This is a genomic window from Erwinia sp. TECH1 (assembly GCF_054057575.1).
The window spans coordinates 1,956,095-1,970,406 of the sequence record NZ_JBSRZK010000001.1; the positions used below are offsets into that span (position 1 = coordinate 1,956,095).

The 14,312-nt window shown below is 55.9% G+C and carries 14 protein-coding genes; 5 read left to right on the plus strand and 9 right to left on the minus strand.

Annotated features, from left to right (window positions below; all coding sequences use genetic code 11):
- Positions 1-22 precede the first annotated feature (22 nt).
- A complete protein-coding gene (gene pepT, locus ACVWZ0_RS09210) occupies positions 23-1,258 on the plus strand; it encodes a peptidase T (protein ID WP_253454552.1) in 1,236 nt (411 codons plus the stop codon).
- 37 nt (positions 1,259-1,295) lie between these two features.
- Here the strand turns inward: pepT and ACVWZ0_RS09215 are convergent, their stop codons facing one another.
- From ACVWZ0_RS09215 to rluE, 8 genes are all read right to left on the minus strand, one after another.
- On the minus strand, positions 1,296-2,423 hold the full coding sequence (locus ACVWZ0_RS09215) for a ribosomal protein uL16 3-hydroxylase (protein WP_253454551.1): 1,128 nt from the start codon (positions 2,421-2,423) through the stop codon (positions 1,296-1,298).
- Between the two features lie 96 nt (positions 2,424-2,519).
- Positions 2,520-3,980 (minus strand): two-component system sensor histidine kinase PhoQ, encoded by a 1,461-nt coding sequence (gene phoQ, locus ACVWZ0_RS09220; RefSeq protein WP_125289644.1) that lies wholly within the window; start codon positions 3,978-3,980, stop codon positions 2,520-2,522.
- Positions 3,980-4,648 carry a two-component system response regulator PhoP gene (gene phoP / locus ACVWZ0_RS09225; protein ID WP_125289645.1) on the minus strand — a complete coding sequence of 223 codons (669 nt, stop codon included), beginning with the start codon at positions 4,646-4,648 and terminating at the stop codon, positions 3,980-3,982. Before phoP ends, phoQ begins: the two co-directional genes overlap by 1 nt.
- 148 nt (positions 4,649-4,796) lie before the next feature.
- Entirely contained in the window at positions 4,797-6,167 is a 1,371-nt protein-coding gene (gene purB / locus ACVWZ0_RS09230) for an adenylosuccinate lyase (protein ID WP_125289646.1), read from the minus strand.
- Positions 6,168-6,185: 18 nt separating this feature from the next.
- The gene (gene hflD / locus ACVWZ0_RS09235) at positions 6,186-6,827 is read right to left on the minus strand and encodes a high frequency lysogenization protein HflD (RefSeq protein WP_125289647.1); all 642 of its coding nucleotides are present in this window, start codon (positions 6,825-6,827) and stop codon (positions 6,186-6,188) included.
- Positions 6,828-6,877: 50 nt separating this feature from the next.
- Complete coding sequence (gene mnmA / locus ACVWZ0_RS09240; protein WP_125289648.1) at positions 6,878-7,975, minus strand: tRNA 2-thiouridine(34) synthase MnmA; 1,098 nt, start codon at positions 7,973-7,975, stop codon at positions 6,878-6,880.
- Positions 7,976-8,033: 58 nt separating this feature from the next.
- Complete coding sequence (locus ACVWZ0_RS09245) at positions 8,034-8,510, minus strand: NUDIX domain-containing protein (RefSeq protein WP_125289649.1); 477 nt, start codon at positions 8,508-8,510, stop codon at positions 8,034-8,036.
- A 17-nt stretch (positions 8,511-8,527) separates the two neighbouring features.
- On the minus strand, positions 8,528-9,160 hold the full coding sequence (gene rluE, locus ACVWZ0_RS09250; RefSeq protein WP_253454550.1) for a 23S rRNA pseudouridine(2457) synthase RluE: 633 nt from the start codon (positions 9,158-9,160) through the stop codon (positions 8,528-8,530).
- Positions 9,161-9,291: 131 nt separating this feature from the next.
- Here rluE and icd point away from each other — a divergent pair, with 131 nt between their 5' ends.
- Positions 9,292-10,542: an NADP-dependent isocitrate dehydrogenase gene (icd, locus tag ACVWZ0_RS09255; RefSeq protein WP_253454549.1), complete on the plus strand. Its 1,251-nt coding sequence runs from the start codon at positions 9,292-9,294 to the stop codon at positions 10,540-10,542.
- Between the two features lie 472 nt (positions 10,543-11,014).
- On the opposite strand, the gene ACVWZ0_RS09260 is transcribed toward icd, so the two are convergent.
- Positions 11,015-12,043 carry a LacI family DNA-binding transcriptional regulator gene (locus tag ACVWZ0_RS09260; RefSeq protein WP_253454548.1) on the minus strand — a complete coding sequence of 343 codons (1,029 nt, stop codon included), beginning with the start codon at positions 12,041-12,043 and terminating at the stop codon, positions 11,015-11,017.
- Positions 12,044-12,330: 287 nt separating this feature from the next.
- Between ACVWZ0_RS09260 and ACVWZ0_RS09265 the strand changes: the two genes are divergently transcribed.
- From ACVWZ0_RS09265 to ACVWZ0_RS09275, 3 genes are read left to right on the plus strand one after another with little or no spacing between them, the layout of a single operon-like run.
- Entirely contained in the window at positions 12,331-12,651 is a 321-nt protein-coding gene (locus ACVWZ0_RS09265; protein ID WP_253454547.1) for a PTS sugar transporter subunit IIB, read from the plus strand.
- The gene (locus ACVWZ0_RS09270; protein WP_253454546.1) at positions 12,651-13,970 is read left to right on the plus strand and encodes a PTS sugar transporter subunit IIC; all 1,320 of its coding nucleotides are present in this window, start codon (positions 12,651-12,653) and stop codon (positions 13,968-13,970) included. The genes ACVWZ0_RS09265 and ACVWZ0_RS09270 overlap by 1 nt, the downstream gene beginning before the upstream one ends.
- Positions 13,970-14,311 (plus strand): PTS lactose/cellobiose transporter subunit IIA, encoded by a 342-nt coding sequence (locus ACVWZ0_RS09275; protein ID WP_253454545.1) that lies wholly within the window; start codon positions 13,970-13,972, stop codon positions 14,309-14,311. Before ACVWZ0_RS09270 ends, ACVWZ0_RS09275 begins: the two co-directional genes overlap by 1 nt.
- The last annotated feature ends 1 nt before the right edge of the window (position 14,312 follow it).

Genomic DNA, 14,312 nt, shown 5'->3' on the forward strand with positions numbered 1-14,312 from the left:
TCCGCACTCAGAGGGAAGGCAGATGACAAATTTACTCGAACGCTTCTTGCACTATGTTTCATTCGACACGCAGTCCAAAGCACATGTTCGGCAGGTTCCCAGTACGGAAGGGCAATGGCGGCTGGCTCGTGAGTTAAAACAGGAGCTGGAAGCGCTGGGGCTGAGCGACGTCACGCTGAGCGGGCACGCCATCGTTATGGCGACCCTGCCTGCAAACGTTGCCTGGCCTGTACCAACCATCGGGTTTATCGCCCATATGGACACGTCGCCGGACTTTACCGGTAAAAATGTTAATCCGCAGATCGTTGAGAACTATCGCGGCGGCGACATCGCGCTGGGCATTGGCGACGAGGTGCTGTCGCCGGTGATGTTCCCCGTGCTGCACCGCCTGACGGGCCACACGCTGATCACCACCGATGGTAAAACGCTGCTGGGCGCGGATGATAAAGCGGGCGTGGCGGAGATCATGACGGCTATCGCCCGGCTGAAAAGCGAGAACGTGCCGCATGGTGATATCCGCATCGCTTTTACCCCGGACGAAGAAATAGGCAAAGGCACCAGCTGTTTCGACGTGGCGGCTTTTGGCGCCGAGTGGGCCTATACCATCGACGGCAGCGATCTGGGCGAGTTTGAATATGAGAATTTCAATGCCGCTTCCGCTACCGTGAAGATTGTCGGCAACAACGTGCATCCCGGCAGCGCTAAAGGCGTAATGGTCAACGCGCTGGATCTGGCGATGCGTTTTCACGCCGCCATGCCGGAAAAAGAGGTGCCGGAGCAGACTGAAGGCTATGAGGGCTTTTACCATCTGCACGGTATCAAAGGCAGCGTGGATAAAGCGGAGCTGCACTACATCATCCGCGATTTCGACCGCGACAGCTTTGAAGCCAGAAAACAGGTGATGAAAGATATCGCCGCCACGCTGAGCGAGGGCAAACAGCCGGGCGTCAGCATTGAGGTGCAGACGGAAGACAGCTATTACAACATGCGCGAAAAGGTCGAAGTGCATGCGCATATTATTGAGCTGGCGCTACAGGCGATGCGGGAAAGCGGCGTGGAGCCGGTGACGAAGCCGATACGCGGCGGGACCGACGGCGCGGCGCTGTCGTTTAAGGGACTGCCTTGCCCGAACATTTTTACCGGCGGCTATAACTATCACGGCAAGCACGAGTTCGCCTCGCTGGATATTATGGAAAAAACGGTGACGGTGATTATGCGCATCGCGGCGCTGACGGCGGAAAAAGCGAAAAAATCCTGAGCAAGTAAAAACGGCCCTGAAATCAGGGCCGTTACGGTTATTCTTCTTCGCTGAAGTACCAGTAGCCGCTGTTAACCAATGCCGCCAGCTGCGCCAGGAAAGACGGATCGTCCAGCGCCTCGCCCAGATCCGCCGCGTGCACGGAATGCTGATTCGCTAACACCCGCAATGCGTCCGGCCGCTGCGATTCAAGCTGCTCGCCGTTAACGAACACGGCATCGCCAATAGACAGCACGCGCAGGCCGCCCAGACGTTGCAGGCTGTCGCCCTGTTGCAGCGCGTCGTAAATCTCATCCGGCTGGTAAGGGGGTTCCGGCGGCGCCACATCCAGTTCGTGGCGGGACTGGGAGATAAACTCGCCAAACCACTGGTTAAAGTGTTCCGGCTGGTTAATCACTTCCAGCATCATTTCGCGGATACCGTCCAGCTCCTGCGGCAGAATTTCTGCGGTATTTTCACGCGCTGGCACGTCCGGATCGGTAAAGCGACGGCTGCCCAGCTCGCGCGACAGCACATAGTCCGCAAAGCCGCTAATCAGCTCGCGGCCGCTTGGCGCGCGGAAGCCAACGGAATAGTTAATCGCGCTTTCCAGCGAGTAGCCTTCGTGTGGGAATCCTGGCGGAATATAAAGGATATCGCCCGGTTCCATTTCCTCATCAATAATCGCGTCGAACGGCTCGACCTGTAGCAGGTCCGGATGCGGACAGTGCTGCTTCATGGCCACTTTTTCGCCCACGCGCCAGCGGCGACGGCCGGTGCCCTGAATGATAAAGACATCGTACTGATCCAGATGCGGACCAACGCCGCCGCCGGGCACGGAGAAGGAGATCATCAGATCGTCAGTGCGCCAGTCCGGCAGAAAGCGGAAAGGGCGCATCAGCGCGGCCGAAGGCTCGTGCCAGTGGTCGACCGCCTGCACCAGCAGCGACCAGTTGTTTTCGCCAAGGTGGTCAAAGCTTTCAAACGGCCCGTGCGCGACCTGCCACTTGTCGTTGTCATGACTGACCAGGCGGCTGTCGACCTCGTTTTCCATCGCAAGACCGGCCAGCTCGTCCGGCGAAATAGGATCGACAAAATTTTTAAAGCCGCGCTTGAGCACGACGGGACGCTTTTGCCAATAGCGCTGGATAAAATCGGGCCAGTTGAGATCGAGCTGATAATCCATAATGGGTCTTCCTGAAACGCTGAATTTCATCGATTATAACAGTCGGAAAGGATGGCAGGGAAAAGCATTTGCGGCCGCCGCCGCAAATAGCCGCCTTCAGGGTTTTTCGCCGACCACTTCCTGACGGCGGAAGATGACTTCCATTCGGGCGCCGCCCAATTCGCTGGTGGTGGCGATGATATCGCCGGCATACTGCTCCACGATATCGCGCGCCACGGCCAGACCAATGCCCTGGCCGGGACGCAACGTGTCGGCGCGCTGACCGCGAATAAAAATCATATCGCGTTTGCTTTCCGGAATGCCCGGCCCGTCGTCTTCCACGATCAAATGCAGCTCATCGTCGGTCTGGCGACCCCGGATTTCCACAAATTCCAGGCAGTACTTGCAGGCATTATCCAGCACGTTACCCAGCACTTCCATAAAGTCATTTTGCTCGCCGACAAAGGTAATTTCCGGCGAGATATCCAGCGTCAGCTCCACGCCTTTCAGCTGATAAACCTTGTTCAGTGCCGAACAGAGGCTGTCCAGCAGCGCCGGCACGGAATGCAGCTCGCGCTTCAGCACGTTGTGATCGGCCTGCATGCTGGCACGGTGCAGATAGTAGCCGATCTGCTGCGAGATACGGCTGATCTGCTCCAGCATAATAGGTTCGGCCTGCTCGACGGAAAGGTTGCGGCCGCCGCGCAGCGAACGCAGCGTGGTTTGCAGCACCGCCAGCGGCGTTTTCAGGCTGTGGGTCAGATCGCTGAGCGTGGTGCGATAGCGGGTGTAGCGCTGACGCTCGTTATCCAGCAGGAAATTCAGGTTGCGCACCAGGCTTTGCAGCTCCTGCGGCGTTTCGTCGGCCAAGGTTTCGCGCGTGCCGTGCTCCAGCTCGCGCAGCTGTGCGGCCAGCAGGCCTATCGGCCGCAGGCTCCAGTGCGCGGCCAGCCACAGCAAAGGAATGACCAGCAGCAGGTTGACCAGCAGCACATAGCTGAACCACGACCATACCACGTCGGAATGCTGCAGCTCCTGAGGAATAGAATCCACCACGACCACGGTCAATGCCGGAAGGGTCGGCGTCGCCGCGTAGCGGTTTACCGCTACCGAGTGGGTAAAAGTGTCGTTGTTATCGTCGTCATAGGCGGTCAGCTTATTTTGCGCTTCCTTATTATCGCCCAGCGCCTGGCGACTGATGTTGTTATCGGCATCAATTTCATAGAAATCAGCGCGCTTAAGCCATTCTCGCTTGATGCGAGAACGGATCTCCGGCACGTCGCGCAGCTGCCACAGCAGCTTGCCGTCCTCGTTATAGATAAAAACCAGGGTAGGGAAGTTAAGCGATACCCGCTCGGGCTGGGCAATGGTTAACTGGTTATTCTGCCACTGCGCCAGCGTAAAAAAGAGATTGCTCTCCGCGCGCATTACCCGGTAGGTGTTTTTATCAAAACTGACCACGTAGCCGACAACGGCCACCATGCCATAAGAGAGCGACAGGATCAGAACGACCGCCGCCGTAGCTAACAGAAAGCGGGCGCGCAGTGAAAAAGGCGTATCAGGACGAAGTAACGTCATTAAAGATCGAACCGATAACCCTGCCCGCGGACGGTGGTGATCACATCCTGCGGCCAGACGGCCTGAATTTTTTTACGCAGGCGCCCCATCAATACGTCGATGGTGTGGCTCTCACGCAGTTCAGCGTCGGGATAAAGCTGGAGCATTAGCGAATCTTTGCTGACGACCTTACCGGCATTGCGGATCAGCGTTTCGATAATGGTGTATTCAAAAGCGGTCAGCTTAATTTGTTGCTCGTTGACGCTCAGCTCGCGCCGCGACAGATCGACCTGAAAAGGTGCCAGCGAGATGATTTGTGAAGCCAGGCCGCTGTTGCGCCGCATCAGCGCCTGCATACGGGCCACCACTTCTTCAATATGAAAAGGCTTGGTCACGTAGTCATCGGCACCGGCTTCCAGCGCTTCTACCTTAGCCTGCCAGCCTTCGCGAGCCGTCAGCACCAGGATCGGCTGTTTGACTTCCAGACCGCGCCAGCGGCGGATCATCGTCATGCCGTCTTCATCCGGCAGGCCTAAATCGACCAGGGTAATATCGGGGGTATGTTCGGTAAGAAAATAGTCAGCTTCTTTGGCATCTTCCGCCGCATCTACCTGATGGCCCATTTCGCGCAGCTGCACGGCCAGATGATGACGCAGTAAGGGATTATCTTCCACAATCAATACGCGCATAACATTATCCTTTCAGTAGATTCGGTCAAAGACCGGGGCCGATTACGATCTGAGGAAAGTATAGGTTAAAGCAGATAAACAATAGATTAACACAGGCCGACTTGCGTCGGCCTTCTGATGTAGCGCGAACCAGACGGCGCGCGGAAAATTACGGCAGCTCGTCGACCATCTGCACCGCGCGGCCCAGATAGTTGGCGGGCGTCATAAGCTTCAGGCGGGTTTTCTCTTCTTCCGGCAGCGCCAGACCATCGATAAAGGCTTTCATGCCTGCGGCATCCACGCGCTTGCCGCGCGTCAGCTCTTTCAGTTTTTCGTAAGGCTTTTCAATACCGTAACGGCGCATCACGGTCTGGATTGGTTCCGCCAGCACCTCCCAGTTGTGATCCAGTTCGTCCAGAAGGCGATCGCGGTTCACTTCCAGTTTGGACACGCCTTTCAGCGTCGCCTGATAGGCGATCAGCGCATAGCCCATGCCGACGCCCAGATTACGCAACACCGTGGAGTCGGTCAGATCGCGCTGCCAGCGGGAAACCGGCAGCTTGCTTGCCAGGTGCTGCATCACGGCGTTAGCCAGACCCAGGTTGCCCTCGGAGTTTTCAAAGTCGATTGGGTTGACCTTGTGCGGCATGGTGGAGGAACCAATTTCGCCCGCAATGGTTTTCTGTTTGAAATGATTCAGCGCGATATAGCCCCACACGTCGCGATCGAAGTCGATCAGAATGGTATTGAAGCGCGCGATGCAGTCAAACATTTCGGCAATGTAGTCGTGTGGCTCGATCTGGGTGGTGTAGGGGTTCCAGGTAATGCCCAGCGAGGTGACGAAGCTTTCGCTCATCTGGTGCCAGTCCACTTCCGGGTAGGCGGCGATGTGGGCGTTGTAGTTGCCGACCGCGCCGTTGAGCTTACCCAGCACCTCGATGCGCTCCAGCTGACGCAGCTGGCGCTCAAAGCGGTAGGCGACGTTCGCCATCTCCTTGCCGAGCGTGGAAGGCGTGGCGGGCTGGCCGTGCGTACGGGAAAGCAGCGGAATATCGCGATACTGTACCGCCAGGTCTTTAACCGCCGCGATAATTTTGTTCCAGTAGGGCACGATGACTTCACGACGCGCAGTGTTAAGCATCAGCGCATGCGAGAGGTTGTTGATATCTTCAGAAGTACAGGCGAAGTGAATAAATTCAGATACGGCGTGCAGCGCGGCAACCGGCTCTACTTTCTCTTTCAGGAAATACTCAACCGCTTTGACATCATGGTTGGTGGTACGCTCGATGGTTTTAATACGCGCGGCGTCTTCTTCGTTGAAATTAGCGACAATGGCATCAAGGTAAGCGTTTGCGTCAGCGTCAAATGCAGGAACTTCCTTGATCTCTGCGCAGGCGGCCAGTTTCTGTAACCAGCGTACTTCAACCTCAACGCGGAATTTCAGCAGGCCAAATTCGCTGAAAATAGCGCGCAGCGGGCTGACTTTGTCGCCATAACGGCCATCAATAGGGGAGACGGCAGTCAGAGAGGATAATTCCATCAGTGTAACTCCTGAAGATTAAAGAGGTTGGGGACAACGGGATAAAATTTGTTTCGCCTCTTTCACAAGGCGATTGCGTGAAAACATCAGCTGCAGGCGGCCGCCGCCTACCTGATGCCAGAGTACGGCGGAGCGAATACCGGCCAGCAGCGCGGCGCGGACTTTGCTCTGAATTTGCGAGTTTTGCAGCACGGCGGGCGAGCCGGTGACCTGGATACGCGGGCCAAGCGGGCTAATCACATCCACATAGATGGCGGCCATAGCGCTCAGCAGCGTATCGGATTCCAGGTCGTAATGCGCCAGCTGGCGATCCAGCTGCGCAATGCGTTTTGAGAGTTCGTCCAGCGCGGTTTTACTGGCGCTCAGCTTGCGCTCCAGCACCATCATGCTCAGGGTGTAGCGCGTCAGCTCCGCGCCCGCGCCGTGACGGCTGCTGCTGTTCAGCACGGCAATCAGCGTCTCCAGCCCGAAGCGCAGGTTCTCTTCTTTGCCACCGTAAACGGCGAGCGTCGAGGAGGGGTTGAGATCGACCACGCTCGACAGCGACACCTTTAGCGACTCGGGCGGGCAGTGTCCCTGATGCGCCAGCTGCTGCACCAGGTGCGCGCCCTGGCAGATGCCCGCGAGGGCCAGCGTAATGTCGTAATAATTTTTCGCCACGGTAACTCCTGTATGCGCCGCCGGACAGGGGCCCGCCCGGCATAACCTTTTTAAAGCGGCAGACGCTCTTCGATAATGCCGCCGCCCAGACAGATTTCACCCTGATAGAACACGGCGGACTGGCCCGGCGTGACCGCCGCGACCGGCTCGTCAAAACGCACTTCCAGCCGATCGGCACCCAGCGGCGTTACCGTACAGGGAATATCGCTCTGGCGATAGCGGGTTTTCACCGTGCAGCGCATTGGCGCGGCGATAATTTCGCGGTCGACCAGATGCAGCTGCTGGGCGATCAGCCCGACCGACATCAGGCGCGGATGGTCGTGACCCTGCGCAACCACCAGCAGATTGTTCGCCACGTCTTTATCCACCACGTACCACGGCTCTTCGCTGCCTTCTTTGGTGCCGCCGATCCCCAGTCCTTTGCGCTGGCCCAGCGTGTGATACATCAGCCCCTGATGCTCGCCCACGACGTCGCCTTCCGTACTGACGATAGCGCCGGGCTGAGCGGGCAGATAGCGCCCCAGGAAATCGCGGAACTTGCGTTCGCCGATAAAGCAGATGCCGGTAGAGTCTTTCTTCTTCGCCGTCACCAGTTCCAGATCTTCGGCAATGCGGCGCACTTCTGGCTTGGTCAGTTCACCAACCGGAAAGAGGCTCTGCGCAATTTGCTCATGGCCCAGCGTATAGAGGAAGTAGCTTTGATCTTTGTTGTCGTCCAGACCGCGCAAAAGCTGGCTTTTGCCGTCAACGTCGCGGCGACGCACGTAGTGACCGGTAGCGATAAAATCCGCGCCCAGATCTTCGGCCGCGAACTCCAGGAAGGCTTTGAATTTGATCTCTTTGTTGCAGAGAATATCCGGGTTAGGCGTGCGGCCAGCCTTATACTCTTCGAGGAAATGCTCGAACACGTTGTCCCAGTATTCCGCCGCAAAGTTCACCGTATGCAGGTGGATGCCCAGCTTGTCGCAGACCGCCTGCGCATCCGCCAGGTCTTCCGCTGCGGTACAGTATTCCTCACCGTCGTCCTCTTCCCAGTTTTTCATAAACAGGCCTTCAACCTGATAGCCCTGCTGTTGCAGTAACCAGGCGGAAACGGAGGAGTCCACGCCGCCGGACATACCGACGATCACTTTTTTACCTAATGACATGAGAAATACCCGACTTTGAGTTGCAGTTAAAGGCTGCACTTTAAAATTGCGGCATATTCTACCACGCGTCGGCGGCGGGCGCATCCTCGCTAAAGGGCCACTGGAACGCGCTCAGCACCTCAAGCGGATAGCGTACGCCCTGCTGATAAATTCGCAAACTTTCGGCAACCAGCGGCGAACGGAGCTTTTTCGCACCGATAATCGCCTCCGGCGGCAACCATAATGCGCGATCGATATCGCGATCCTGAGGGCTGGTCGGCAGCATTTTCGGTAAATCCAGCGCGAACAAAAAACGCAGAAACGGCGTATTGTCGGGCGCGATCCATTGATGAAGCCGCAGAAAAACCTGAGGAACGGCCTCCAGGCCCGTCTCCTCGTACAGCTCGCGCGCGGCGGCCTGCAGCAGGGTCTCGTTGGCTTCCAGGTGGCCTGCGGGCTGGTTCCAGGTGGCGCGGCCGCGCACCATTTCCTCAACCACCAAAAACTGGCCTTCCGCCTGAACGACGGTGGCTACGGTAACGTGCGGTTTAAACATGCTGACTCCTTGCAGGCTTAGAGGGGAAAGTCGCCGGTGACGTCGCGCCATTCGCCGGGCGATAAGTTTTGCAGCGCCGTATTGCCCATAGCAAAGCGGATCAGACGCAGGGTAGGGAAGCCGATATGGGCGGTCATGCGCCGCACCTGACGGTTCCGACCCTCGAATAAAGTGATTTTCAGCCAGCTGGTGGGAATAGCCTTGCGCTCGCGTACCGGCGGGTTGCGCGGCCAAATCCACTCCGGCTCCTCGACGATTTCTACGCCAGCGGGCAGCGTAGGGCCATCTTTCAGATTAACGCCATCGCGCAGCGGCTGAATATCACGCTCGCCCGGTGCGCCTTCCACCTGAACATAATAGATTTTTCCGGTGCGTTTGCCCGGCTGCGTCAGCTTAGCCTGCAGCGCGCCGTCGTTGGTCAGCACCATCAGGCCTTCGCTGTCGCGGTCCAGACGGCCGGCAGCATAAACGCCGCTAACGGGAATAAAATCTTTTAACGTGCTGCGGCCTGCCTCGTCGCTGAACTGCGGCAGGACGTCAAAGGGTTTGTTAAAAACGATAACACGCCTTGGCCCCTTGTCAGCGGCTTTGGCGCTGCGGGCCGGGCTGAATCGTTTAAGGCGGTGATTATTAACGGAAGATTTACGCATAGTCTTTGCACTTGTTCACAATGGGCGCATTATAACGCAAAGCGGTGAAGATTGGCGCGGCGTGAATATTCGAGTAGTATTGACGCGCATCTTACAAATCATTAACAAAAAAGCGCTCGAAGGAGAGGTTAATGGAAAGCAAAGTAGTTGTTCCGGCGGAAGGTCAGAAAATCACCCTGGATCAGGGCAAGCTGAACGTCCCAAACAATCCAATCATCCCTTTTATTGAAGGTGACGGTATTGGGGTCGACGTTTCTCCCGTGATGATCAAGGTGGTCGATGCCGCCGTGCAGAAAGCTTATAACGGTGAGCGTAAAATTTCCTGGATGGAAATTTATACCGGTGAGAAATCAGTAGAGCTGTACGGCCAGGACGTCTGGCTACCGCAGGAAACCCTCGATTTAATCAAAGAGTACCGTGTGGCGATTAAAGGCCCACTGACCACGCCAGTTGGCGGCGGTATTCGTTCCCTGAACGTGGCCCTGCGCCAGCAGCTGGATCTCTATATCTGCCTGCGCCCGGTCCGTTACTACACCGGCACGCCAAGCCCGGTTAAACGTCCTGAAGAGACCGATATGGTGATCTTCCGCGAAAACTCCGAAGATATCTATGCCGGTATCGAGTGGAAAGCCGGTACGCCGGAAGCGGATAAGGTGCTCAAATTCCTGCGCGACGAAATGGGCGTGAAGAAAATTCGCTTCCCTGAGCAGTGCGGCATCGGCGTGAAGCCATGTTCAGAAGCAGGCACCAGGCGCCTGGTACGCGCGGCGATTGAATACGCCATCACCAACGATCGCGATTCTGTGACCCTGGTGCACAAAGGCAACATCATGAAGTTCACCGAAGGCGCATTCAAAGACTGGGGTTACCAGCTGGCGAAAGACGAGTTCGGCGGCGAGCTGATTGACGGCGGCCCGTGGATGAAGATCAAAAACCCGAACACCGGCAAAGAGATCGTTATCAAAGACGTGATCGCCGATGCGTTCCTGCAGCAGATCCTGCTGCGTCCGGCAGAATATGACGTTATCGCCTGTATGAACCTGAACGGCGATTACATCTCCGACGCCCTGGCGGCGCAGGTTGGCGGTATCGGTATCGCACCTGGCGCAAACATCGGCGACGAATGCGCGCTGTTTGAAGCCACCCACGGTACGGCGCCTAAATATGCAGGTCAGGATAAAGTGAACCCGGGTTCCGTTATTCTGTCCGCAGAAATGATGCTGCGTCACATGGGCTGGTTCGAAGCCGCAGACCTGATTGTTAAAGGTATGGAAGGTGCCATCGCGGCCAAAACCGTGACCTATGACTTCGAACGTCTGATGGACGGCGCTAAACTGCTGAAATCTTCAGAGTTTGGCGATGCTATGATTCAGCACATGTAAGCTGAGTTTTGCAATATGTAGCCAACATAGGATGTAAATTTTATGTTGGCTTTTTATATTCCAGGCCTTTATCCAAATCCTTTTAAAACGGTACATAATAAGCGCAGTTTAAATAGTGCTAACGCCCCGTCTCGCAATGGAAACAGGTTATAACCCACTCTTAAAAGGGGCATCCCTGAACCGTTTCCACACCTGATTATTAAGATGTCCGGATCTCTTCACCACACAATATCCTGGGCTACATGACGTGCCTAGTGATTGCTCTAAGCGTGGCAATGCCATCGCCTTTGAAAAATTTGCAGATAATATAAATAATTCTACTGTTTCATGCAAAAGTGGTGTGATCGCTACAGAGTTATAACAGCACATCTGACGGGAGAGAGAATCCCCAGGCTATACCTCAGGAAACCGTGAGATCGCCGGGTTTGTAACGGGAAAAGTAAGATAACGGCTTGCCGATCCCTGGCAGACTTCATCTCTCCTGCGCCTTACCATAAGGCCCGATCCCCACCGACTGCCGGCGGATCAGTTCGCCCGGCATCAGCGCCAGCGGCTCGACCTGCCCGCCATCCAGCATTTTCGCCAGCTGCATCATCGCGCTGGACACCATCTTTGCAACCGGCACGCGTACGGTAGTCAGCGCTGGCGTCACATAGGCGGCGACGGGGATATCATCAAAGCTGAGCAGGGAGACATCGTCCGGCACTTTCAGCCCCACGGCGCTCAGCGCGCAGGCGGCGCCGATCGCCATATCGTCATTACTGGCGACAATAGCGGAAAACCTGACGTTGCGCCGCAGCAGCTCGCAGGCCGCCAGCCTGCCGCTCTCGTTAGTCCAGCCGCCTTCCAGCATCAGCGCCGGATGTGGCGTAATCTCATGCCGTTTTAGCGCGGATAAATAGCCGTTCAGTCGGCTGAGACCGGTATGGGATCCCGCCATGCCTTTGATAAACGCGATTTCCCGATGTCCCTGGCCGATCAGATAATCCACCGCCTGGAACGTATCGTTTTCATGATCGGCGCAGACGGCATAGTGTGGGAACGTTTTTAAACTGCGGTTCAGGATCAGCATCGGCTTACTGATCGTCGGGATCAGCGCGTCGATCTCTTCCACGCTCAACGATCTTGGATAAATGATCAGGGCATCGCAGCGGCTGTCGATCAAAAAATTGATGGCCTGCCGCTCCTGGTCCGCCGTGTGTTTGCCGTCGGCCAGCACCAGCTGCGACCCCAGCTGTTCGGTCAGCGTCGCTACCTGATAGAGCAGCTCGCTAAAAAAGGGGCCGTTATAGAGGGTATTGGGCACCATCAGGCCAATGCTCTGGCTGCGGTTGGTCGCCAGATTACGCGCCAGCAAGTTAGGCCGGTAGCCCATCTCCTCCACGGCGCTCATGACCTTGTCCCGCACCGTTTTCGACACGTAGCCATGCCCGGCCAGCACGCGAGAAACGGTCGCTTTTGAGACGCCAGCACGCCTGGCCACATCCAGCATCGTAATCATGGAGAGTTTCCTTTCTGTATCGGCCGCTTATTGTAACCAAAAACGCAGCGGTTAAAACCCGCATTTTTTTCTCGCCACGCCAGAAAAGATTAAATGATGCACGGTAAATATATTCAGGTACGTCATAAATAAATAATCTGTAACCGGTCTCACATTATTTTATGTTTAGCGATAAATAAATTAATGAATGAGTGGGTGATGGATCACAAAAAGCAAAAAGAGGATCTGTAACCGGTTGCAGGCTGATCGAATGGCGCGTAAAAATTCAGGAAACAAAGGGGGATGTTATGATCAAGATATTATTATGTTGCTCTGCAGGCATGTCCACAAGCATGGTGGTGCAGCGGATGGAAAAGGCCGCCGTAAAGCTCGGGATTGATACGAAAATTCAGGCAGTTGGCATGGAAGAGTTCAGCGAAAAGATCGCTGATTTTGACTGCTGCCTGCTGGGCCCGCAAATCAAATACAAGCTCAATGATTTTCAGAAATGCGCGGCCGAATACCATAAACCGGTTGCCGTTATTAACACCATGGATTATGGGATGCTTAACGGCGAAAAAATTCTGCAATCCGCCCTGTCGCTTATTGAATCTCATCAGGGGGCATAATGAGCACACTGGCCGATTCGCTGTTTGGGGTGATTGAAAATCGTATCAGTCCGGTAGCCGCGCGCTTATCTTCACAAAGACATGTTGTCGCTATTAAAGATGGCTTTATTGCTTCCATGCCATTTTTAATTGTAGGTTCCTTTATGCTGTTGTTTTCTCATCCGCCGTTCAGTGAAAACAGCCAGTGGGCTTTTGCAAAATGGTGGCTGGGCATCGTCAGGCAATATAACGACCAGCTGATGATGCCTTACAATATGACGATGGGGATTATGGCCGTCTTCATCACCAGCGCTATCGCCTATAACCTGGCGCAGAGCTATAAGCTCAACGGCCTGATGGCCGCGCTGCTCTCGCTGATGACCTTTCTGGTGGTCGCCGCGCCGCAAAAAGATGGTGCGCTGTCGGTTGCCTCTCTGGGCGGTGAGGGCATCTTCACCGCCATTCTTATCAGCCTGTACTGTACCGAAATCATGCATCTGCTGACGAAGTACAATATTGGCTTTAAGCTTCCCGAACAGGTGCCGCCCAAAATCCGCCAGTCTTTCGATCTGCTGATCCCGATCCTGGTTATTTTCCTCACGCTTTATCCGCTGAATCTGCTTATGGAGAGCCATTTCGGGCTGATCCTGCCGCAGGCAATTATGTCTCTGTTTGCGCCAATCCTGTCCGCTGCGGACTCATTGCCCGCCGTGCTGATAGCCGTGCTGCTGTGCCATCTGCTCTGGTTTGCCGGCATCCACGGCGCGGCAATCGTCGGCGGCCTGCTCCAGGCGTTCTGGCTGGCTAACCTGGGTATTAACCAGGAAGCGCTTAACGCGGGGCAGGAGGTCACCAAAGTCTTTGTTGAGCCGTTCTGGCAGTTCTTTATTACGGTGGGTGGCTCCGGCGCGACTATGGGTCTGGTGATCCTTTATCTGCGCAGCAAGTCTGCCCATCTGCGCTCGATCGGTCGTCTGGGCCTGGTTCCCGGCATGTTCAATATCAACGAGCCCATCATTTTCGGTTCGCCGGTAGTAATGAATCCGCTGCTGTTTATTCCCTTTGTGACCACGCCGCTGATCAACGCGGTTATCGCCTGGACAGCGACGCGCACCAACCTGATTAACCATGCCATTTCCCTGGCGCCGTGGACTACGCCCGGCCCGATTGGCGCTGCCTGGTCTACGGGGTGGGACTGGCGCGCGGTGGTGCTGGTCGCGTTTCTGATTGGCCTGTCGGCGTTAATTTATTACCCGTTCTTCAAAATGTATGAACGCCAGCTGCTGCAACAGGAAGCGGAAATGGCTGACGGCATGGTTCTGGCTGAGGAGACCAAATAATGGATGCACCACAGGATATGGAAACGACGGTGATGGAGCTGATTATCCATGCCGGTGAAGCGCGCTCTGCTGCCATGCAGGCGCTCCAGGCGGCGCGAAAGCATAGCTGGGAAGAGGCAGACGCCTCGCTGCTGGAGGCGACAAAAGCCGTGCGTGAAGCACACAGGATCCAGACTGAGCTGATCGGCGCGGACGAAGGCTGCGGCAAAATCCCGGTCAACCTGATCCTGGTGCATGCACAGGATCACCTGATGAATGCCATGCTGTGCCGTGAGCTGGTGGAAGAGATTATCTACCTGCATCGTGAAGTGCAGGAGCTGACCAAAACCCGTACGCAGTAGT

Bases quoted from the DNA above. Each gene is read 5' to 3' on its own strand.
- pepT (WP_253454552.1), top strand. From the start codon at position 23: ATGACAAATTTACTCGAACGCTTCTTGCACTATGTTTCATTCGACACG.
- ACVWZ0_RS09215 (WP_253454551.1), bottom strand. From the start codon at position 2,423: ATGGATTATCAGCTCGATCTCAACTGGCCCGATTTTATCCAGCGCTAT.
- phoQ (WP_125289644.1), bottom strand. From the start codon at position 3,980: ATGACGTTACTTCGTCCTGATACGCCTTTTTCACTGCGCGCCCGCTTT.
- phoP (WP_125289645.1), bottom strand. From the start codon at position 4,648: ATGCGCGTATTGATTGTGGAAGATAATCCCTTACTGCGTCATCATCTG.
- purB (WP_125289646.1), bottom strand. From the start codon at position 6,167: ATGGAATTATCCTCTCTGACTGCCGTCTCCCCTATTGATGGCCGTTAT.
- mnmA (WP_125289648.1), bottom strand. From the start codon at position 7,975: ATGTCATTAGGTAAAAAAGTGATCGTCGGTATGTCCGGCGGCGTGGAC.
- ACVWZ0_RS09245 (WP_125289649.1), bottom strand. From the start codon at position 8,510: ATGTTTAAACCGCACGTTACCGTAGCCACCGTCGTTCAGGCGGAAGGC.
- rluE (WP_253454550.1), bottom strand. From the start codon at position 9,160: ATGCGTAAATCTTCCGTTAATAATCACCGCCTTAAACGATTCAGCCCG.
- icd (WP_253454549.1), top strand. From the start codon at position 9,292: ATGGAAAGCAAAGTAGTTGTTCCGGCGGAAGGTCAGAAAATCACCCTG.
- ACVWZ0_RS09260 (WP_253454548.1), bottom strand. From the start codon at position 12,043: ATGATTACGATGCTGGATGTGGCCAGGCGTGCTGGCGTCTCAAAAGCG.
- ACVWZ0_RS09265 (WP_253454547.1), top strand. From the start codon at position 12,331: ATGATCAAGATATTATTATGTTGCTCTGCAGGCATGTCCACAAGCATG.
- ACVWZ0_RS09270 (WP_253454546.1), top strand. From the start codon at position 12,651: ATGAGCACACTGGCCGATTCGCTGTTTGGGGTGATTGAAAATCGTATC.
- ACVWZ0_RS09275 (WP_253454545.1), top strand. From the start codon at position 13,970: ATGGATGCACCACAGGATATGGAAACGACGGTGATGGAGCTGATTATC.